We start from the raw sequence: 19,956 nt of genomic DNA, 5'->3' as shown, positions 1-19,956 counted from the left end.
GGTGCGAAAGGCGGTCGTGGTGCGTTCGGAGAACACGGGGCCGGCCCGGGTGCCGGTGTGGAGCATCGTCGCGATGGCGGCAGGCACGGCGGCGGCCCTCGTCGCGGCAGCGGGTGCCGTGGCCACGGCGCGGATGTCGCGGGCGATCGTCACCCCGTCGCTGCCGGTCGACGACGTGCGCATCCTCCGCTACCGCGAGGGCGACGACGGGGGAGCGGGCTCCCTCGGCGTGGTCGAGCTCTCGGTGAACGCCGACTCCATCCTCCCCGGCCGCTACAGCCTCCGCTTCAGCTCCGACACCGGGCACGCCCGGCTCGGCGAGGTGCTCTCCGTCTCCGACGGCGTGGTGCGCCGGGCCGTGCTCGCCATCGACTACGGCGATCTCACCGCCGCCCGGCGCGGCCGCATCAGCGGGTGGTACTTCATCCATCCGCGCGAGCTCGGCGTTCCCGTGGAGGAGGTCGAGGTGTTCACCTCCGTCGGTCCCGCCCCCGCCTGGTACGTGCCGAGCGACGACGCGGGGAGCACGCGCTGGGTCATCCAGGTGCACGGCCGTGGGGTGCGCCGCGGCGAGACCATCCGGGCCGTCCCGGTGTTCCGCGAGCACGGCTTCCACTCCCTGCACATCTCCTACCGCAACGACGGCGACGCCCCGCGCTCCGCCGACGGCCGCTATGCCCTCGGCGACACCGAGTGGGAAGACCTGGATGCGGCCCTCACCTACGCGGTCGACCACGGCGCCACCGAGGTGGTGCTGATGGGCTGGTCGATGGGCGGCGCCATCGCCCTCCAGGCCATGGGTCGCGCGGTGCACCGCGACCGCGTGCGGGCGATCGTGCTCGACTCGCCGGCGGTCGACTGGCTCGACATCCTGCGGTACCACGGCAGGGCGCGACACGTGCCCGAGCTCATCGGCGACGCCGCCTTCGCCACCATCAGCCACTCCTGGGGCAAGGCGGTCACCGGGCAGGAGAAGCCGCTCGACCTGCAGCGCCTCGACTTCGTCGAGCGCGCCGACGAGGTGACGGTGCCCGTGCTCATCCTGCACAGCGACGACGACGGCTACGTGCCCTCGACGGGTTCGCGCGAGCTCGCCGAGGCGCGGCCCGACCTGGTCACCTTCGTGCAGTTCTCCATCGCCCGGCACACCAAGCTCTGGAACTACGATCGCGCGCGCTGGAACACCGCGATCTCCGACTGGCTCACACTCCAGGGGCTGTGAGCCGCTCCCGCAGCTGACGCTTGGTGCGGCCGAGCATCGCCGTCATGCCCCGGATGCGCAGGGGCGAGACCGCCTCGGTGAGCCCGATGGTGTTCGGGAAGTCGTCGGGGATGGCGAGCACCTCCGAAGCGGTGAGCCCGTCGATGCCCTGCACCAGGATCGACGCGAAGCCGCGCGTGGTCGGCGCCTCGCGCGGTGCCGTGGCGTGCAGGCGCACGACGGGGTCGGCGCTGCCGCCGTCGGTCTCGACGAAGATGAAGACGGGGGACTGGCACTCCTCGACCCGCTCGAGCAGGTCGGGGTGGTCGCGGTAGCGTTCCGGCAGCTCGGGCAGCTCGTTGGCGAACTCGAGCAGCATCTCGAGCCGCTCGCGCTGCTCGAGGGCGAGGAAGTCGTCGCGGATCTCGGCGAGCGAGTCGGGGAGGAGGGAATCGGTCATCCCCTCCAGTATCCCGCACCGCGCCGACGCGGGGTCGGTGCTCAGCCGCGCGCAGGCACCTCGCCGGGCTCCGAGCCCTTCACGATCGGCACCCGCACCGTGCTGCCCCACTCCGTCCACGACCCGTCGTAGTTGCGCACGTTCTCGAAGCCGAGCAGGTGCTTCAGCACGAACCAGGTGTGGCTCGACCGCTCACCGATGCGGCAGTAGGCGATGACCGGCTCGCCCTCGGCCAGGCCGGCGCCCTCCCGGTAGATCGCGTCGAGCTCGGCGGCGGGCTTGAAGGTGCCGTCCTCCGCTGCGGCCTTCGCCCACGGCACGTTGGCCGCGCTCGGGATGTGGCCGGCGCGGAGCGCCCCCTCCTCGGGGTAGGCGGGCGCGGTGGTGCGCTCCCCGCTGTACTCCTCCGGGGAGCGCACGTCGATGAGGGGATGCCCGAGGTGCGCCAGCACGTCGTCCTTGAACGCCCGGATCTCGTCGTCGTGACGCTCCACGACCGGGTAGTCGACAGCATCCGGAGTGCTGCGCTCGGTGGTGAACGGCCGGCCCTCCGCCACCCACTTGTCGCGCCCGCCGTCGAGCAGGCGCACGTCGTCGTGGCCGAACAGGGTGAACACCCAGAGCGCATAGGCGGCCCACCAGTTGTTCTTGTCGCCGTAGATCACGACGGTGGAGTCGCGCGAGATGCCCTTGCCGCCGACGAGCTCGGCGAAGGCGGGGCCCTCGACGTAGTCGCGCAGCACCGGGTCGTTGAGGTCGGTGTGCCAGTCGATCTTCACCGCGCCGGGGATGTGACCGGTCTCGTACAGCAGCACATCTTCATCCGACTCCACCACCACGAGACCGGGTTCGCCGAGGTGCGCCTCCAGCCACTCGCCCGACACCAGCCGTTCGGGGTGGGCGTAGCCGGCGAACTTCTCCGAGCGATCGAACTCGACTGTCATCTCTCAACCTCCGATTAGGGTTAGGTGCAACCCCCTATTGAATCTATGTCCTCCCGCTCGCCCGCAGTACGGCACGGGTCGCATTTCGACACACAGGACCCGAGCAGATGACCGAAGAGCGGCAGGCAGTCGCCCCGCGCTTGACCGAGCGCACCCCCTCGATGTCGGCGGCGGAGCTCGCCGCCACCCTGGTGCCGCCGCGGCAGTTCGACAAGGCGTCGCTCGAGAACTACCGGCCCGACCCCGACTTCCCGTCGCAGACCGAGGCGCTCGAGCGCATCAGGGCGTTCGCGGGCAGCTGGAAGCCCGCCGCCGTCAAGGGCGGCGGCCTGTTCGGGCGCAAGAAGCCCAAGACGACGGATGCTGCCAAGTCGGGCATCTACCTCGACGGCGGCTTCGGCGTCGGCAAGACCCACCTACTCGCCGCCCTCTGGCACGCCGCTCCTGGCCCCAAGTACTTCGGCACGTTCATCGAGTACACCGCGCTCATCGGGGCGCTCGGTTACGCGGGTGCGGTGAAACTCTTCACGGGCGCGCGTTTCATCGCCATCGACGAGTTCGAGCTCGACGACCCGGGCGACACCATGCTCATGACCCGCTTCCTCGGCGAGCTCGCCGCGCAGGGCACGCGGCTCGCGGCCACCTCGAACACGCCGCCGAACGCGCTCGGCGAGGGGCGCTTCGCGGCGAGCGACTTCCTGCGCGAGATCCAGGCCATCGCCGACCGCTTCGACATCCTCCGCATCGACGGCGTCGACTACCGCCGCCGCGACATCGAGGGTCACGCCGCCGTCTTCCCCGACGACGCCGCGCTGCTCACGGCCGTCGAGGGCCGCGTGGCCGCGGGGCAGAGCATCACCTTCGACGACTTCGGCGAGCTGGTGCACCACCTCGGCACCATCCACCCGTCGCGCTACATCAAGATCATCGAGGGCCTCGACGCCATCGCCGTGCGCGACGTCACGCCGCTGACCGACCAGACGGATGCGCTGCGCCTGGTCGCCTTCGTCGACCGCGTCTACGACGCCCAGCTCCAGGTGCTCGCCTCGGGCACCCCGTTCGACGAGGTGTTCGCGGGCGACATGCTGAACGGCGGCTACCGCAAGAAGTACCTGCGCGCGGTGTCGCGTCTCATCGCCTCCGCCACCGTCTGAACCGGATGCGCGCATCCGTCTTCGCCGGATTCTGCGCCTTTGGAAACACAGTTGTTACACGGGCGCCGGCCGTGTAACACGGGCGACATAAACCACGTCGTCTCGCGAAACCTCTCTTGGGCAGACTTCCCTTGCCTGTAATTGCGCCTCGGCCCCGTGCTAGCCGTCAGCATCACAGCGATTCCAGAAGTCCCAGCCCGGCACGTGACAGAGAGGTAACCATTCATATGGAAGAAGTAACCGGCAACTTGAACTCGTTGTGGTTGCTCGTCGCAGCCGCACTCGTGCTCCTGATGACCCCGGGTGTCGCGTTCTTCTACGGCGGCATGGTGAAGGCCAAGTCCGTCGTCTCGATGATGATGATGAGCTTCGGGGCGATGGGCCTCGTGGGCGTTCTCTGGGTGCTGTACGGCTACGGCATGGTCTTCGGCACCCCGCTGATCCCCGGCATCGTGGGCAACCCCTTCGATGGCACGATCGGCCTCACCAACCTCCTCGGCATCGGAGAGGGCGGCGCCATGGAGCCCGACCTCGCCGGCCTCGCCTTCGCCGGCTTCCAGGCCACCTTCGCCATCATCACCGTCGCCCTCGTCTCGGGCGCCATCGCCGACCGCGCCAAGTTCGGCGCCTGGATGGTGTTCGCCGGCGTCTGGGTGACCGTCGTCTACTTCCCCGTCGCTTTCATGGTCTTCAACCTCTCTGAGGGCTGGGCGCCGGTCTGGGGCGTGAACGACTTCGCCGGTGGTACCGCGGTGCACATCAACGCCGGTGCTGCGGCGCTCGCCCTCGCCCTGGTGCTCGGCAAGCGCGTCGGCTTCCAGAAGGGCATCCAGAAGCCGCACAACGTGCCGCTGACCCTGCTCGGCGCCTCGCTGCTGTGGTTCGGCTGGTTCGGCTTCAACGCCGGTTCCGAGGCCGCCGTCGACGGCGTCGCCGCGATCGCCTGGATCAACACCCTCGCCGCCCCGGCCGCCGGTATCCTCGGCTGGCTGATCGTCGAGAAGATCAAGGACGGCAAGCCCACCTCGATCGGTGCGGCCTCCGGTGCCGTCGCGGGTCTGGTCGCCATCACGCCGGCCTGTAACATCCTCACCCCCGGCTGGGCGATCGTGCTCGGCGTGCTCGCCGGTGCCGTCTGCGCCCTGGCCATCGAGCTGAAGTTCAAGCTCGGCTTCGACGACTCGCTCGACGTCGTGGGCATCCACCTCGTCGGCGGTCTCATCGGAACCCTCTACATCGGCATCTTCGGCGCCGGCATCGGCCTGCTCGACACCGGCTCGTTCGAGCAGCTCTGGAAGCAGTTCGCCGCCGCCGTCGTCGTGCTGATCTACTCCTTCGTCATGGCGTTCCTGATCGGCTGGATCATCCAGAAGACCATGGGCTTCCGCATCAACAACGAAGACGAGGTCGCCGGAGTCGACACCGTCGTGCACGGCGAAGAGGGCTACGCGCTCGTCAACGACTGAGCACACGCACCACTCACGAGCGGGGTGTCGCCTACGGGCGGCGCCCCGCTTCGTCGTTCCCGGGGAGCGCTTCGCGGGTGGGGAGCGCCTCGCGGTCGGCGAGTGCCTCGCGGGCCAGCCGGGTGGCGCCGACAACCGCGGCGGGCATCGCGAACACCGCCCCCAGCGGGATGAGGAAGACGAGGTAGACGGCCACACCGAAACCGAGCGTGTGCGCGCGGCGAACGCCGAGCATCCGTCGTCTGTCGCGCAGGCGGAGGCCCCGGGAGTCGAAGGCGAAGCCGGTGAGCTCGAGGGCCAGCACCCAGCCGCCGAACACGGCGGCGAGCACGGCGCTGGCCACCGTGCCGACGAACGGGATGAGGCCGACGACGAAGAGGCCGAGGGCGATGACGGCCGAGAGCAGCAGCACGCGCAGGGCCGTCGCGATGCCACGTATGAGGAGGCGCCAGAAGCCGCCCTCGGGCTCCGGGGGAGTGCCGCCCTCGCGCTCCTCGGTGTCGCGCCAGATGCGCTCGTAGAACGGGTCGCCGACCGCGAGGGTGAGGGCGGTGTAGGTGAAGACGACGAGCAGCACGCCGCCGGCGACCAGCGCGACCGCAGCCGAGACGCGGGTGATGCTGCGCCACGGCTCGTTCCAGTCGTCGGCGAACGGCGTCGCCCAGTCGGCCAGGGCGTGGGAGTTCACGGCGAGCACGACGAGGCCGGCGAGGTACACGGCGCCGACGAGGAGCGCGGGCACCGCCCCGAGCAACATCAGCCGCGGGCGGGACGCCCACGCGCCGAGACCCCTGACGAACACGCCGACCCCGGCGAAGAACTCGCTCACCATGCCGCGATGGTATCCGGATGCGCGCGGCCTGCCACGGGGATTCCGCGGCTCGGTCACCCCTTGGCGTCGGGTCGGTGCGGTTGTAGCGTTCACGGCGACGTGAGGGAGCGTGCCACGATGACCGACAACCCGTACCTGCCGCTGGAGCTGTTCTACATCGGGCTGCTCGGCCTCGCCACCGCCGCCATCGTGTGGGTGTCGGTGATCGTGGTGCTGCGCCTGTTCAAGGGTCAGCGCTAGACCGGACAGCGTTCAGCGGATAGCCGCTGCGCGCACCTCGCCGCGCGTGAGATCATCGGCGTGATGAGTACTGACGGTCACACGGCGCCGATCCGCTCTCAGGCCCTCCTCACGGCATGGGTCGAAGAGTTCAGGGCCCAGGGCGACGGCGTCGCCGGCACGCTCGACGTGCTGCTGCAAGACGGAGCCGACGGGCGAGACACCGGGCTCGTCATCGTGCGGCTGAAGAACGCCCCTGCCGACGTGTACATGCAGCCGCGCGGGTACGACGACCCGTTCTGGGAGGCGACCCTCACCGCACGGGGCGACCTGTCGCTCATGCCCTACCAGCTGGCGTCCTTGGCCGCCGAGATCGTGGTCGCCGGCAATCTCTGCACCTTCTTGCAGTTCAAGTCCCTCGAATGGGACCGCGAGAGCGGCCTCCGCGGCCACCGCGCGCCCTAGTCGGGCGGCCGCCGGCGCTGGCGCAGCCGGCACCCCCCGCCCCGCTTAAGCCACGAAGCCCCGCGATCTCTCGCGGGGCTTCTGCTGTGGGCGATACCGGACTCGAACCGATGACCTCTTCCGTGTGAAGGAAGCGCGCTACCAACTGCGCCAATCGCCCGAAGGCACTCATTGATAGTAGTGCATGCCGACGGGTGCTCGTGAACACCGGAAGGCGCGACACGCTGTTCCGGTGACGATTTGGCAATCGGCGAGAGAGTCGGATAGTGTCTAATCCGTTCGCAGCAATGCGAAACGAAATGCGGATGTGGCGCAGTGGTAGCGCATCACCTTGCCAAGGTGAGGGTCGCGAGTTCGAATCTCGTCATCCGCTCGAGTGAAGTTACTCGTCTGAGGGAAACCATCTCGGTTCGCTTCAGATGTACTGGGTGGCGTGGCCGAGAGGCGAGGCAGCGGCCTGCAAAGCCGTCCACACGGGTTCAAATCCCGTCGCCACCTCCACTCCATCCGGTAGCACACCACTATCGGGCGATTGGCGCAGCGGTAGCGCGCTTCCCTGACACGGAAGAGGTCACTGGTTCGATCCCAGTATCGCCCACCATCAACGTTAGGCCAGGGTTCGCGCCCTGGCCTTTCGTGTTTCTTGGGGGGATCGAACCAGTGACCTCACGATTCGCGAGCGAAGCGGTGCTTCGCTCCCCAGCGAATCGTGCTGGTTCGATCCCAGTATCGCCCGGCCCTGCGGGCGGGCGGCCGTGAGCGCCCGGCGCTGCGCGCGGGCGGGGTAGGGTCGGGGGATGGATGAGAGTGTGCGGGGGGCGTCGCGGCGGACGGCGTTGAAGGTGGGGGCGTGGAGTGTGCCCGTGGTGGCGGTGGCGCTGGCGGCGCCGGGGGCGGCGGCCAGTACGGTGAGTGCGTATTACATCTATCAGCCGTATGCGGGGTGGGTGGATGAGACGCTGGTGCTCGAGGCGTATGTGCGGGCTGTGGCGGGGGACGCGCCGGTGTTCGGGGCGACGGTGACGTGGACGATGGTGGAGACCGGGCAGGTGTTCTCGGGCGTCAGCAACAACAGCAACGGCTACGCCCGTGCGACCAGCCCGGCCGACGCGGTGCTCCTCGACCCCACCGAGGTCGACATCGCCGCCCTCGACGCCACCCTCCGCATCGAACTCCAGGGCACGAAGCCCCTCTGAGGAATGCGGGCGGGCGCGGGCGGGTGGCGCGACTAGGCTTGGGGGGTTGGAATCGAGCGAAACAGGAGCACCTCAGTCGTGGCAACAGGATTTGATCTCTTCACCGACCGGTCCGTCGTGGCCCTGCGCGTCAACGGAGAGCTGAAAGACCTGGCTACCACGGTCACCGACGACGACACCGTCGAGCCGGTCACCATCGACAGCCCCGACGGCCTCGCCATCCTCCGCCACTCGGCCGCCCACGTCGCGGCCCAGGCCGTGCAGGCCATCAACCCCGAGGCGAAGCTCGGCATCGGCCCGCCCGTCACCGACGGCTTCTACTACGACTTCGACGTCGCCGAGCCCTTCACCCCGGAGGACATGAAGGCCATCGAGAAGGGCATGGAACGCATCATCCGTGCCGGCCAACGCTTCGTGCGCCGCGTCGTCACCGAGGAGGAGGCGCGCGCCGAACTCGCCGACGAGCCCTACAAGCTCGAGCTGATCGGTCTGAAGGGCGGCTCAGACGGCGACGACGCCCTGAACGCCGACAACGAGTCGGTCGAGGTCGGCGGCGCCGAGCTCACCATCTACGACAACGTCGACCCCAAGACCGGCGAGACCGTCTGGAAAGACCTCTGCCGCGGCCCGCACCTGCCGAGCACCCGGATGATCGGCAACGGTTTCGCGCTCACCCGCCTCGCCGCGGCCTACTGGCGCGGTTCGGAGAAGAACAAGCAGCTGCAGCGCGTCTACGGCACGGCCTGGCCCTCCAAAGACGAGCTGCGCGCCTACCAGACCCGCCTCGAGGAGGCCGCGAAGCGCGACCACCGCAAGCTCGGCTCCGAGCTCGACCTGTTCTCCTTCCCCGACGAGATCGGGTCTGGCCTCGCGGTGTTCCACCCGAAGGGTGGCATCATCCGTGCCGAGATCGAGGGGTACCTGCGCCAGCAGCTCGTGGCCGGCGGCTACGAACTGGTGAACACGCCCCACATCACCAAGGCCCACCTGTTCGAGACCAGCCAGCACCTCAACTGGTACCGGGAGGGCATGTTCCCCCCGATGCACCTCGATGAGGAGCACGACGCCGAGGGCAACATCACCAAGCAGGGTCAGGACTATTACCTGAAGCCCATGAACTGCCCGATGCACAACCTCATCTTCCGCGCCAGGGGCCGCAGCTACCGCGAGCTGCCGCTGCGTCTTGCCGAGTTCGGCACGGTCTACCGCTACGAGAAGAGCGGCACCCTCTCGGGCCTCACCCGTGTGCGCGGCCTCACCCAGGACGACGCGCACATCTACGTTGAGCAGAGCGAGGTGCGCGAGGAGCTCACCCGCCAGATCGACTTCATGCTCGACGTGCTGCGCGGCTACGGCCTCGACGACTTCTACCTCGAGCTCTCCACGCGCGACCCCGAGAAGTCGGTCGGCACCGACGAGATGTGGGAGACCGCCACCGACACCCTCCGCGAGGTCGCCCTCGCCTCCGGCCTCGAGCTCGTCCCCGACCCGGGGGGAGCAGCGTTCTACGGCCCGAAGATCTCGGTGCAGGCCCGCGACGCCATCGGCCGCACCTGGCAGCTGTCGACCATCCAGCTCGACTTCAACCAGCCCGAGCTGTTCGAGCTGGAGTACACCGCCTCCGACGGCACCCGTCAGCAGCCGGTGATGATCCACCGCGCTCTGCTGGGGTCGATCGAGCGCTTCTTCGCCATCCTGCTCGAGCACTACGCCGGGGCCTTCCCGGTGTGGCTCGCGCCGGTGCAGGTGGTGGGCATCCCGATCTCCGACGAGCACGCCGACTATCTCAACGAGGTCATCCGAAAGCTCAAGGCCCGCGGCATCCGCGCCGAGCTCGACGACTCAGCCGAGCGCATGCAGAAGAAGATCCGCACCCACACCAAGGACAAGGTGCCGGTGCTGCTCATCGCGGGCGCCGACGACTCCGCTGCGGGCTCGGTGAGCTTCCGCTTCCGCGACGGCTCGCAGGAGAACGGCGTACCGAGCGACGAGGCGATCGAGCGCATCGTGGCGAGCGTCGAGAAGCATCTGCAGGTGACGACCGCCGGCCAGCTCTGATGAGCGACCTCCCCGACGACGTCGTGCTCGAACCCGCCGACCACCTCGCGGGGGTTCCGGATGCGTTCCAGCGGCTCTGGACCCCGCACCGCATGACCTACATCCAGGGCGGCGACCAGCCGCACATCGACGAGTGCCCGTTCTGCCGCGCGCCGAAGCTCTCCGACGAGGAGGGCCTCATCGTGGCGCGCGGCACCCACGCCTACGTGCTGCTGAACCTCTTCCCCTACAACTCGGGCCACCTCCTGGTGTGCCCGTACCGCCACGTCGCCACCTACGACCTCGCCACACCGGAGGAGGTCGCCGAGATCGGCAGCCTCACCCAGACGGCGATGCGGGTGCTCAGCGCCGTGTCGCGCTGCGACGGCTTCAACATCGGCATGAACCAGGGCAAGGTGGCGGGGGCCGGGGTCGCCGGGCACCTGCACCAGCACATCGTGCCGCGCTGGATGTCGGACGCGAACTTCTTCCCCATCATCGCCCGCACCAAGGCGCTGCCCCAGCTGCTCGGCGAGGTGCGCGCCGAGATCCAGGCGGCCTGGCCCGCATCCTGAGCCGGGCGGGGCGGCCTCCGGGCCGTTCGGGGGCGTTCGCGTAGACTCGACTGCAGATTTAGAAGGAGAACACCGTGTCCGGACACTCAAAATGGGCGACCACCAAGCACAAGAAGGCGGTCATCGACGCGCGCCGTGCGAAGTCGTTCGCGAAGCTCATCAAGAACATCGAGGTGGCGGCCAAGATCGGCGGCGCCGACCTCTCGGGCAACCCGACCCTCGTCGACGCGGTGCAGAAGGCCAAGAAGACCTCGGTGCCGAATGACAACATCGACCGCGCCATCAAGCGCGGTGCGGGTCTGACCGGTGAGACCATCGACTACCAGACGATCATGTACGAGGGCTACGGCCCCAACGGCGTGGCCCTCCTCGTGGAGTGCCTCACCGACAACAAGAACCGCGCGGCAGCCGACGTGCGCACGGCCATGACCCGCAACGGCGGCACCATGGCCGACCCGGGCAGCGTCGCCTACAACTTCAGCCGCAAGGGCGTCATCACCGTGGGCCACAGCGACGGCCTCACCGAAGACGACATCCTGCTCGCCGTGCTCGACGCCGGCGCCGAAGAGGTCACCGACCGTGCCGAGTCGTTCGAGGTGCTCACCGACCCCTCCGCCATGGTCGCCGCCCGCGGCGCCCTGCAGGAGGCGGGCATCGACTACGACTCCGCCGACGTCGAGTTCGTCGCCAACCTCCACGTCGACGCCGACGCCGAGACGGCCCGCAAGGTGTTCCGTCTCATCGACGCGCTCGAAGACAGCGACGACGTGCAGAACGTGTACACCAACATCGACATCTCCGCCGAGGTGCAGGCCGAACTCGAGAACGACTGAGCCGCCTGCCCGCCTCGCCGCCACCCGGAGGCGACCAGCGAGGTGACGAGCGACACCGAACGGAAGGCGGTCAGCGGATGCGCGTGCTCGGCATCGATCCCGGCCTGACCCGCTGCGGCGTGGGTGTGGTCGACGTGGCGCCGACGCGCACGGCCGTGCTGGTGCACGTGTCGGTCATCACCACCCCGATCGAGCTGCCCCTCGAGGAGCGCCTGCTGCGCATCGCGGCGGGCGTCGAGGCCGTGCTCGACGAGCATCGCCCCGACAGCGTGGCGGTGGAGCGCGTGTTCGCGCAGCACAACGTGCGCACGGTGATGGGCACCGCGCAGGTGAGCGGCATCGCGCTGCTCGCCGCCGCGCGCCGGTCGCTCCCGGTGGGGCTGCACACGCCGAGCGAGGTGAAGGCCGCCATCACGGGCTACGGGCAGGCCGACAAGAAGCAGGTGGGAACGATGGTGGCGAAGGTGCTGCGGCTCGATGAGATCCCGCGCCCCGCCGACGCCGCCGACGCGCTCGCGCTGGCCATCTGCCACGCCTGGCGGGGGCCGCTCGGGGGAGTGGTGGGCGCATCCGTCACCCCCGCCGCTGCCGCGGGCTCGGCCGGCGCCGGCTCGCTCACCCCGGCCCAGCAGGCGTGGCGCGCCGCCGAGCAAGGCGCGAAGCGGCGGCCCGCCGCCCCTAGGCTGGTGCGATGATCTCTGCACTCCGTGGCACGGTTCTCAGCGTGTCGGGCGGGATGCTCGTGCTCGATGTGGGCGGCGTCGGCTTCGCCGTGAGCGTCACCGCGCGCCACGCCCTCACCCTGCGCCAGGGCACGGAGACGACGGTGCTCACCTCGCTCATCGTGCGGGAGGACAGCCTCTCCCTGTTCGGCTTCCCCGACCAGGAGTCGCTCGACGTCTTCACCCTGCTCATCGGCGTCACCGGGGTGGGCCCCAAGTCGGCCCTCGGCGTGCTCGCCGAGCTCACGCCCTCCGAGGTCGCCCTCGCCGTCGCCCGCGACGACGACAGCGCCTTCCGCAAGGTGAGCGGCATCGGCCCGAAGACCGCGAAGCTCATCGTGGTCTCCCTCACCGGCAAGCTCACCGCCGCCCACGCGGCCGCCGCCGCCTCGAGCGGGCCGTCGGCGGCGCCCTCGCAGCTCGTGCGCGACAACGTCGAGCGGGCGCTCGTGGGCCTCGGCTGGCCCGAGCGCAACGCCACGGCCGCCGTCGACGAGGCGCTCGAGACGGCCAGTGAGACGGATGCGGGCAACGTGCAGTCGCTGCTGCGGCTCGCCCTCGCCGTGCTCGGGCCCGCCCCGCACGCCGGGGGAGCACGATGACCGCCCCCGGCGACGACCTGGTGAACCCGGAGGCGCAGTCGGAGGCGGAGATCGCCTTTGAGGGCGCACTCCGGCCGAAGTCGCTGTCGGAGTTCGTGGGGCAGCGCAAGGTGCGCGGTCAGCTGCAGCTGCTGCTCGACGCCGCCGCCATCCAGCAGCGCACGCCCGACCACATCCTGCTCGCGGGCCCTCCCGGGCTCGGCAAGACGACGCTCGCGATGATCGTGGCGCAGGAGACCGATCGGCCGCTGCGCCTCACCAGCGGCCCGGCCATCCAGCACGCGGGCGACCTCGCCGCGGTGCTGTCGTCGCTCGTTCCCGGCGAGGTGCTCTTCATCGACGAGATACACCGCATGGCGCGCTCCGCCGAGGAGATGCTGTACCTCGCGATGGAGGACTTCCGCATCGACATCATGGTGGGCAAGGGGGCCGGGGCCACCTCCATCCCGCTCGACCTTGCGCCGTTCACGCTGGTGGGCGCGACGACCCGGGCCGGTCTCCTGCCGAATCCCCTGCGCGACCGCTTCGGGTTCACCGCGCACCTCGAGTTCTACGAGACCGAGGAGCTCGTGCGGGTACTGCACCGCGCCGCCCAGCTGCTCGGCGTCGCCATCGAGGAGGAGTCGCTGCGCGAGATCGCCTCGCGCTCACGCGGCACCCCCCGCATCGCGAACCGCCTGCTGCGCCGGGTGCGCGACTACGCCCTGGTCGACGGCGGGGGAGCGACGCTCGAGGCGGTGCGCGCCGCGCTCGAGCTCTACGACGTCGACGAGCTGGGCCTCGACCGGCTCGACCGCGCCGTGATGAGCGTGCTGCTCAAGCGCTTCGACGGGGGCCCCGTCGGACTCTCCACGCTCGCGGTGTCGGTGGGCGAGGAGGCCGAGACCATCGAGTCGGTGGTCGAGCCCTTCCTCGTGCGCATCGGACTCATCTCGCGCACCCCGCGCGGTCGCGTCGCCACGAAGGCGGGCTGGGCCCACTTCGGGCTGGCGAGGAATTCGGATGCGCTGTTCGGGGATGACCTATAATTCAAGCTGGTCTTCAGGGCACCCCCCTAGGATGTGTCCTGCCCAACTCCCCCCACTTTCTGGAAGGCGCCTTTCTTCATGGCATTCGATCCGTTGACAATCATCATGCTGGTCGTTCTGGCCGTGCTGGTGTTCTTCATGTTCCGCAACAGCCGCAAGCGCAAGGCGCAGGCCGAGGAGCTGCAGAGCAAGGTGATGGTCGGCGCCGAGGTCATGACCAACTTCGGCCTCTTCGGCACCATCCTCGAGATGGACGACGAGGAGAACCAGGTGCTCCTGGAGACCACCCCCGGCACCGTGCTCAAGGTGCACCGCCAGACGGTCACCCGCGTGGTCACCGACTCGCCGCTCGCGCCGACGACCACCGAGGTCGACCACACGAACGACGGGGAGCCCGAGTACGGAGAGCGGATCGACGAGCCCGCCACCACCACGGCCGACGAGAGCACCGCGACACCCGACGTCAGCGCGGAGAAGTCCGACAAGAAGGGCGACGAGTAGCAACTCGTCCCCGCTGATCCACGCTCGACGCCCCGGGGCTCGAGCGGCAGAGAAAGCTGAGTAACTCAGGTGGCACAAACTACCGCGGTCAAGAAGGCGTGGAAGACGCTGATCTGGCTGGGCGTCATTTTCGCCGTCCTCGTCGGCACCATCGCGGGAGGTGTGATCTGGAGCACCGCGACGTGGACGCCGAAGCTCGCGCTCGACCTCGAGGGTGGCACGCAGATCATCCTCACCCCGAAGCTCGAGTCGGGCCAGCAGGTCTCGTCGGAGCAGCTCGACCAGGCGGTGTCGATCATCCGCCAGCGTGTCGACGCCAGCGGCGTGTCGGAGGCCGAGGTCACCACCCAGGGCGGCCAGAACGTCGTCGTCTCGATCCCGGGCAGCCCCGACGAGGCGACGCTCAACCGCATCGAGTCGTCGGCGAAGCTCGACTTCCGCGCGGTGCTGCTCGCCGACGTCGCGTCGACCAGCACCACTTCGACGCCGGGCGCCACGCCCGACCCGTCGCTCGAGTCGACGCCGACCGCGAGCCCGACGAACGGCAGCGACCTCGCCTGGGTCACCCCGGCGCTGCAGGCGCAGTTCGACTCCTTCGACTGCAACTCGGAGGCAGCTGAGGATGCGGGCCAGGCGCCCGCAGACCAGCCGCTCATCACCTGTGACGACAACGGCGTGAAGTACCTGCTCGGCCCGGTCGAGATCGAGGGCGCCGACATCGCCGACGCCTCCGCGGGTGTCGCCACCACGCAGAACGGCGCGTCGACCGGCCAGTGGGTCGTCGACATCTCGTTCAACGACGCCGGCACCAAGAAGTTCGCCGACGTCACCACCCGGCTCTACGGCCTCACCGGCGTGCAGAACCAGTTCGCGATCGTTCTCGACGGCCGCGTCATCACGGCTCCCACCACCGGTGGCGCGTTCACCGACGGCAAGGCGCAGATCTCCGGGTCGTTCACGCAGGACTCGGCGCAGACCCTCGCCGACCAGTTGAAGTTCGGTGCCCTGCCGATCGGCTTCACGACGCAGTCGTCGGAGGCCATCTCGGCGACACTCGGTTCGACCCAGCTGATGTCTGGCCTCATCGCCGGCGCGATCGGTCTGCTCCTCGTCATCATCTACTCGCTCATCCAGTACCGGTTGCTCGGTCTCGTCACCATCGCCTCGCTTGTGGTGGCGGCGGCGCTCACCTACCTGCTGGTGACGCTGATGTCGTGGCGCATCGACTTCCGTCTGTCGCTCGCGGGTGTCGCGGGTCTCATCGTGGCCATCGGTATCACCGCAGACTCCTTCATCGTCTACTTCGAGCGAATACGCGACGAGCTGCGCGACGGCAGGAGCCTCAACTCCTCCGTGCAGGCGGGGTGGAAGCGCGCGATCCGCACCATCACCGCATCCGATGCGGTGAACTTCCTCGCTGCCGGAGTTCTGTACGTGCTCGCTATCGGAAACGTGCGCGGCTTCGCCTTCACGCTCGGTCTCACGACGATCGTCGACATCATCGTGGTCATCCTGTTCACGCATCCGCTCATGACGCTGCTGGCCGAACTGCCGTTCTTCCGCGACGGCCACAAGCTGAGCGGACTCGACCCGCGGGCGCTCGGCGCCGTCTACCGGGGCCGCGCCCAGTTCCGGGCACCGGCCGCATCGGTCACCGCCGCCAAGAAGGGCTCCTCGAGCCGGGAGGCCGCGCGCCGCCAGACCATCGCCGAGCGCAAGGCTGCCGAACTCGCCGCCAGCTCGACCAAGGGCACCAGCGGTGCCGACTCCACCCGTCCCACCGATGAGGGGAAGAACTCCTGATGGCCAGCTTCTCCCAGTTCGGCAACGACCTCTACACCGGCAAGCGCTCGATCGACTTCATCGGCCGGCGCCGCATCTGGTACATCATCTCCGGCATCCTGGTGCTCATCGCCCTGGTCGGCCCGTGGCTGCGCGGCGGCTATGAGTTCGGCATCGAGTTCCGTGGTGGCTCAGAGTTCACGGTGTCGCAGGTGGCGACGCTCGACCAGAACCTGGCGACGGATGCGGTCAACTCCTCGGTGAGCGGCGCCAACCCCCGCGTCTCCACCCTCGGGCAGGACTCGGTGCGCGTGCAGACCGACGAGCTCGACAAGACGCAGACCGCCGAGGTGCAGCAGGCTCTCGCCACCGCCTACGACGTGCCGGTCGACGACGTGACGACCTCCTTCATCGGAGCGACCTGGGGCGCCGACATCACCACCCAGGCCATCCGCGGCCTCGTCATCTTCCTCGTGCTGGTGGCGGTGTTCATGGCCATCTACTTCCGCACCTGGAAGATGGCGGCCGCCGCCCTCATCGCGCTCATCCACGACCTCGTCATCACGGCCGGGGTCTACGGGCTCACCGGGCTCGAGATCACGCCGGCGGCCGTCATCGGCTTCCTGACGATCCTCGGTTACTCGCTCTACGACACGGTCGTGGTGTTCGACAAGATCAGGGAGAACACCGCGGCGCTCGACGAACGCGGCACCCAGACCTTCTCCGACATGGTGAACCTCGCGGTGAACCAGACCCTGGTGCGCTCCATCAACACCTCGGTGGTGGCCGCGCTGCCGGTGGCCTCGATCCTCATCATCGGCTCGTTCGTGCTCGGCGCCTCGACGCTCCGCGACATCTCGCTGGCGCTTCTCATCGGCATCATCGTCGGTACCTACTCGACGATCTTCGTGGCGGCGCCGCTGTACGTGCAGTTCCGGCATAAGGAGGCGAAGATCCGCAAGCACGACGCGCAGGTGGAGACCGACCGCGAGCGGGCCGCCAAGGCCGCGGTGTCCGCCTGAGGCGATCAGGGTTCGGCGCCCCCTCGGCGCCTGCCATAATCGAGGTGGAGGCCTGAGATGACGGAAACCACCAGCACCACGTCGACAGCGACGCTGCGCCGTCTCGTGCCGCGTCTGTTCTCCCGCGCTCAGCCCGTGGGAGCGGTCGACTCGGTGCTGCGCACCGTCAGGGCCAACCACCCGAAGGCCGACATCTCCATCGTCGAGCGCGCCTACGCCACGGCCGAGCGAGCCCACGACGGGCAGAAGCGGCGCAGTGGTGAGCCGTACATCACGCATCCGGTGGCCGTCGCCCAGATCCTCGCCGAACTCGGCCTGGGGTCGAAGGCCGTCGCAGCGGCGCTCCTCCACGACACGGTCGAAGACACCGAGTACTCGCTCGACATGCTGCGTCACGACTTTGGCGACGAGGTCGCCATGCTCGTCGACGGCGTGACGAAGCTCGACAAGGTGAAGTACGGCGACAGCGCCCAGGCCGAGACGGTGCGCAAGATGATCGTGGCGATGTCGCGCGACATCCGGGTGCTCATCATCAAGCTCTGCGACCGGCTGCACAACGCGCGCACCTGGGGCTTCGTGAACGCCGAGTCGGCGCAGCGCAAGGCGAAAGAGACGCTCGAGATCTACGCGCCGCTCGCGCACCGCCTGGGCATCCAGTCGATCAAGTGGGAGCTCGAAGACCTCTCCTTCGCGGTGCTCTACCCGAAGCTCTACGTCGAGATCGAGAACCTGGTGCGCCAGCGCACCCCGCAGCGCGAGGAGTACGTGCAGCAGGTCATCGACGCCGTCGGCGACGACCTCAAGGCCGGCAAGATCCGCGGCAAGGTCGTGGGCCGGCCGAAGCAGTACTACTCCATCTACCAGAAGATGATCGTGCGCGGTCGCGAGTTCGACGAGATCTACGACCTCGTCGGCATCCGGGTGCTGGTGAACACGGTGCGCGACTGTTACGCCGTGCTGGGTTCGATCCACGCCAGGTGGAACCCGATCCCCGGCCGCTTCAAGGACTACATCGCCACCCCGAAGTTCAACCTGTACCAGTCGCTGCACACGACGGTCATCGGCCCCGGCGGCCGGCCGGTCGAGATCCAGATCCGCACCAACGAGATGCACCAGCGCGCCGAGTACGGTGTGGCGGCGCACTGGAAGTACAAGGAGCGGATGAACGGGGGCAAGTCGGCAGCGGCGAGCACCGCCGCGCCCGACACCGACATGGCGTGGCTCGCCCGCATCTCCGACTGGCAGGCCGAGACGGTCGACCCCGGGGAGTTCCTCGACTCACTGCGCTTCGAGATCGGCGCGAAAGAGGTCTACGTCTTCACGCCGAAGGGCAAGGTGGTGGGTCTCCCCGCCGGCGCGACCCCGGTCGACTTCGCCTACGCCGTGCACACCGAGGTGGGCCACCGCACCATGGGCGCGAAGGTGAACGGGCGGCTCGTGCCGCTCGACTCCACGCTCGGCTCCGGCGACGTGGTCGAGGTCTTCACCTCGAAGAACCCCGACTCCGGCCCGTCGCAGGACTGGCTGAGCTTCGTGCAGAGCCCGCGCGCCCGCAACAAGATCAGGCAGTGGTTCACCAAGGAGCGGCGCGACGAGGCCATCGAGCAGGGGCGGGATGCGATCGCCCGCGCCATGCGCAAGCAGAACCTCCCGCTGCAGAAGCTGATGAGCCAGGACTCGATCGCCGAGGTCGCGTCGCTCATGCACTACGACAACGTGTCGGGCCTGTACGCGGCGATCGGCGAGGGTCACGTCTCGACCCAGTCGGTGATCGAGAAGGTCATCGCGTCGCTGCAGACGGAGGTCGAGAGCGACGACTCCGACCTCGACGTCTTCGTCGGCAACCGGCCCCGTGTCACGCACAGCGACTCGGGTGTGCTCGTGCGTGGTGCCCCCGACATCCTGGTGAAGCTCGCCAAGTGCTGCACCCCGGTTCCGGGCGACGACATCGTCGGCTTCGTGACCCGCGGCTCGGGCGTGTCGGTGCACCAGGCCGACTGTCACAACGTGGCCTCGCTGCTCTCGGAGCCCGAGCGCATGATCGACGTCGAATGGGCGCCGTCGTCAAAGAGTGTGTTCCTCGTGCAGATCCAGGTGGAGGCTCTCGACCGCTCGGGCCTCCTCTCCGACGTCACACGGGTGCTCTCGGAGCACCACGTGAACATCCTCTCCGCCTCGGTGAGCACCTCGAGCGATCGACTGGCGATCAGCCGCTTCGTGTTCGAGATGGGCGACACCACGCACCTCGACCGCGTGCTGAATGCGGTGCGGCGCATCGACGCCGTGTACGACGTCTACCGGGTGACCGGGGGCTGAGGCCGCCGGGGCCGGGGGAGCAGCCCGCCGACGGGGTCGAACAGCGCGAGCCGGGCGAGGGCCCGGTAGCGGTAGGGCAGGTGCTCCGACCGCTCGAGCTCGTCTCGCAGGGCGGCGGTGCCGAGGTCTCCGGCCAGGAGCAGCGTCGACACCACGACCGCCGTGCGGCGATCGAAGGCGGCGGGCTGGCGGAGCAGGTCGAGGGCGGTGCGGCGCATCGAGGTGACGCGCAGACCCGCGACCACCTCGACGTCGCGTTCGGCGAGCACGACCTGTCTCACCCGCAGCGCGCCCCGGTGCGCGGGTGACACCCGCCCGGGCGCGGGCACGCACAGCTGAGGAGGGCCGGGTGGCCGGGCGCAGGCCCCGTGCACCCACGCCGCCGTGAGCCGCTCGGCCAGCAAGCCCTCCGGTACCTCGCGGCGGAGCGCGCCTGCGCGCAGCCGCGGGCCCACCGGCAGATCGACCGGCACGAAGCTCTCGCCGAGGCACACCACGGCGCGGTCGAGTCGGGCCGCTTGGAGTTCGGCTTCGGGGAGCTCTGCGGCGTGGAGGAGGAGCGGGAGCGCGGTGGAGCGGTGCATCTCACGATGCTGTCACC

General features: G+C 69.1%; 20 protein-coding genes and 4 tRNA genes. 19 read left to right on the top strand and 5 right to left on the bottom strand.

Going from position 1 to position 19,956, the window contains the following annotated elements; all coding sequences use genetic code 11:
* The first annotated feature begins 19 nt into the window (after positions 1-19).
* Positions 20-1,222, top strand: a complete 1,203-nt coding sequence (locus tag HL652_RS08365; RefSeq protein WP_171704909.1) for an alpha/beta hydrolase family protein — start codon at positions 20-22, stop codon at positions 1,220-1,222.
* On the opposite strand, the gene HL652_RS08360 is transcribed toward HL652_RS08365, so the two are convergent.
* Both HL652_RS08360 and HL652_RS08355 read right to left on the bottom strand, forming a co-directional pair.
* On the bottom strand, positions 1,203-1,661 hold the full coding sequence (locus HL652_RS08360) for a SufE family protein (protein WP_171704908.1): 459 nt from the start codon (positions 1,659-1,661) through the stop codon (positions 1,203-1,205). The genes HL652_RS08365 and HL652_RS08360 overlap by 20 nt on opposite strands.
* Before the next feature lie 41 nt (positions 1,662-1,702).
* Complete coding sequence (locus HL652_RS08355) at positions 1,703-2,605, bottom strand: sulfurtransferase (protein ID WP_171704907.1); 903 nt, start codon at positions 2,603-2,605, stop codon at positions 1,703-1,705.
* 107 nt (positions 2,606-2,712) lie between these two features.
* Between HL652_RS08355 and zapE the strand changes: the two genes are divergently transcribed.
* Both zapE and HL652_RS08345 read left to right on the top strand, forming a co-directional pair.
* Positions 2,713-3,759: a cell division protein ZapE gene (zapE, locus tag HL652_RS08350; protein WP_171704906.1), complete on the top strand. Its 1,047-nt coding sequence runs from the start codon at positions 2,713-2,715 to the stop codon at positions 3,757-3,759.
* A gap of 227 nt (positions 3,760-3,986) precedes the next feature.
* A complete protein-coding gene (locus HL652_RS08345; RefSeq protein ID WP_171704905.1) occupies positions 3,987-5,225 on the top strand; it encodes an ammonium transporter in 1,239 nt (412 codons plus the stop codon).
* A 31-nt stretch (positions 5,226-5,256) separates the two neighbouring features.
* Here HL652_RS08345 and HL652_RS08340 read toward each other — a convergent pair whose 3' ends face one another.
* On the bottom strand, positions 5,257-6,057 hold the full coding sequence (locus HL652_RS08340; RefSeq protein ID WP_171704904.1) for an EI24 domain-containing protein: 801 nt from the start codon (positions 6,055-6,057) through the stop codon (positions 5,257-5,259).
* A gap of 117 nt (positions 6,058-6,174) precedes the next feature.
* Here HL652_RS08340 and HL652_RS21910 point away from each other — a divergent pair, with 117 nt between their 5' ends.
* Complete coding sequence (locus tag HL652_RS21910) at positions 6,175-6,297, top strand: hypothetical protein (RefSeq protein ID WP_256371300.1); 123 nt, start codon at positions 6,175-6,177, stop codon at positions 6,295-6,297.
* 63 nt (positions 6,298-6,360) lie between these two features.
* Positions 6,361-6,741 (top strand): hypothetical protein, encoded by a 381-nt coding sequence (locus tag HL652_RS08335; RefSeq protein WP_171704903.1) that lies wholly within the window; start codon positions 6,361-6,363, stop codon positions 6,739-6,741.
* A gap of 87 nt (positions 6,742-6,828) precedes the next feature.
* Here the strand turns inward: HL652_RS08335 and HL652_RS08330 are convergent.
* A tRNA-Val gene (locus HL652_RS08330) sits at positions 6,829-6,901 on the bottom strand.
* A gap of 141 nt (positions 6,902-7,042) precedes the next feature.
* On the opposite strand from HL652_RS08330, the gene HL652_RS08325 reads away from it, so the two are divergent.
* From HL652_RS08325 to HL652_RS08260, 14 genes are all read left to right on the top strand, one after another.
* Positions 7,043-7,114: transfer RNA gene (locus HL652_RS08325), tRNA-Gly, on the top strand.
* A 54-nt stretch (positions 7,115-7,168) separates the two neighbouring features.
* Positions 7,169-7,242, top strand: a tRNA-Cys gene (locus HL652_RS08320).
* Positions 7,243-7,267: 25 nt separating this feature from the next.
* Positions 7,268-7,342, top strand: a tRNA-Val gene (locus HL652_RS08315).
* Positions 7,343-7,538: 196 nt separating this feature from the next.
* Positions 7,539-7,937 carry a hypothetical protein gene (locus tag HL652_RS08310; RefSeq protein WP_171704902.1) on the top strand — a complete coding sequence of 133 codons (399 nt, stop codon included), beginning with the start codon at positions 7,539-7,541 and terminating at the stop codon, positions 7,935-7,937.
* A 78-nt stretch (positions 7,938-8,015) separates the two neighbouring features.
* Positions 8,016-9,995: a threonine--tRNA ligase gene (gene thrS / locus HL652_RS08305; protein ID WP_171704901.1), complete on the top strand. Its 1,980-nt coding sequence runs from the start codon at positions 8,016-8,018 to the stop codon at positions 9,993-9,995.
* Positions 9,995-10,549: an HIT family protein gene (locus HL652_RS08300; RefSeq protein WP_171704900.1), complete on the top strand. Its 555-nt coding sequence runs from the start codon at positions 9,995-9,997 to the stop codon at positions 10,547-10,549. Before thrS ends, HL652_RS08300 begins: the two co-directional genes overlap by 1 nt.
* Before the next feature lie 74 nt (positions 10,550-10,623).
* Positions 10,624-11,382: a YebC/PmpR family DNA-binding transcriptional regulator gene (locus HL652_RS08295; RefSeq protein ID WP_171704899.1), complete on the top strand. Its 759-nt coding sequence runs from the start codon at positions 10,624-10,626 to the stop codon at positions 11,380-11,382.
* A 77-nt stretch (positions 11,383-11,459) separates the two neighbouring features.
* Positions 11,460-12,077 (top strand): crossover junction endodeoxyribonuclease RuvC, encoded by a 618-nt coding sequence (gene ruvC / locus HL652_RS08290; RefSeq protein ID WP_171704898.1) that lies wholly within the window; start codon positions 11,460-11,462, stop codon positions 12,075-12,077.
* Positions 12,074-12,706 carry a Holliday junction branch migration protein RuvA gene (gene ruvA, locus HL652_RS08285; protein ID WP_171704897.1) on the top strand — a complete coding sequence of 211 codons (633 nt, stop codon included), beginning with the start codon at positions 12,074-12,076 and terminating at the stop codon, positions 12,704-12,706. Before ruvC ends, ruvA begins: the two co-directional genes overlap by 4 nt.
* A complete protein-coding gene (ruvB, locus tag HL652_RS08280) occupies positions 12,703-13,734 on the top strand; it encodes a Holliday junction branch migration DNA helicase RuvB (RefSeq protein WP_171704896.1) in 1,032 nt (343 codons plus the stop codon). Before ruvA ends, ruvB begins: the two co-directional genes overlap by 4 nt.
* Positions 13,735-13,812: 78 nt before the next feature.
* Positions 13,813-14,235: a preprotein translocase subunit YajC gene (gene yajC, locus HL652_RS08275; RefSeq protein ID WP_171704895.1), complete on the top strand. Its 423-nt coding sequence runs from the start codon at positions 13,813-13,815 to the stop codon at positions 14,233-14,235.
* Positions 14,236-14,304: 69 nt separating this feature from the next.
* Positions 14,305-16,038: a protein translocase subunit SecD gene (gene secD, locus HL652_RS08270; RefSeq protein ID WP_171704894.1), complete on the top strand. Its 1,734-nt coding sequence runs from the start codon at positions 14,305-14,307 to the stop codon at positions 16,036-16,038.
* The gene (gene secF / locus HL652_RS08265; protein ID WP_171704893.1) at positions 16,038-17,039 is read left to right on the top strand and encodes a protein translocase subunit SecF; all 1,002 of its coding nucleotides are present in this window, start codon (positions 16,038-16,040) and stop codon (positions 17,037-17,039) included. Before secD ends, secF begins: the two co-directional genes overlap by 1 nt.
* A gap of 57 nt (positions 17,040-17,096) precedes the next feature.
* Complete coding sequence (locus HL652_RS08260; RefSeq protein WP_171704892.1) at positions 17,097-19,355, top strand: RelA/SpoT family protein; 2,259 nt, start codon at positions 17,097-17,099, stop codon at positions 19,353-19,355.
* Here the strand turns inward: HL652_RS08260 and HL652_RS08255 are convergent.
* Positions 19,334-19,939, bottom strand: a complete 606-nt coding sequence (locus HL652_RS08255; protein ID WP_171704891.1) for a type IV toxin-antitoxin system AbiEi family antitoxin — start codon at positions 19,937-19,939, stop codon at positions 19,334-19,336. The two genes, HL652_RS08260 and HL652_RS08255, sit on opposite strands and share 22 nt — an antisense overlap.
* Positions 19,940-19,956 lie beyond the last annotated feature (17 nt).

This window comes from Herbiconiux sp. SALV-R1 (assembly GCF_013113715.1).
In the GTDB taxonomy this organism is placed as follows: domain Bacteria; phylum Actinomycetota; class Actinomycetes; order Actinomycetales; family Microbacteriaceae; genus Herbiconiux.
Note: the sequence above shows the minus strand (reverse complement) of the source record. Positions and strands in the feature narration are given on the sequence as shown.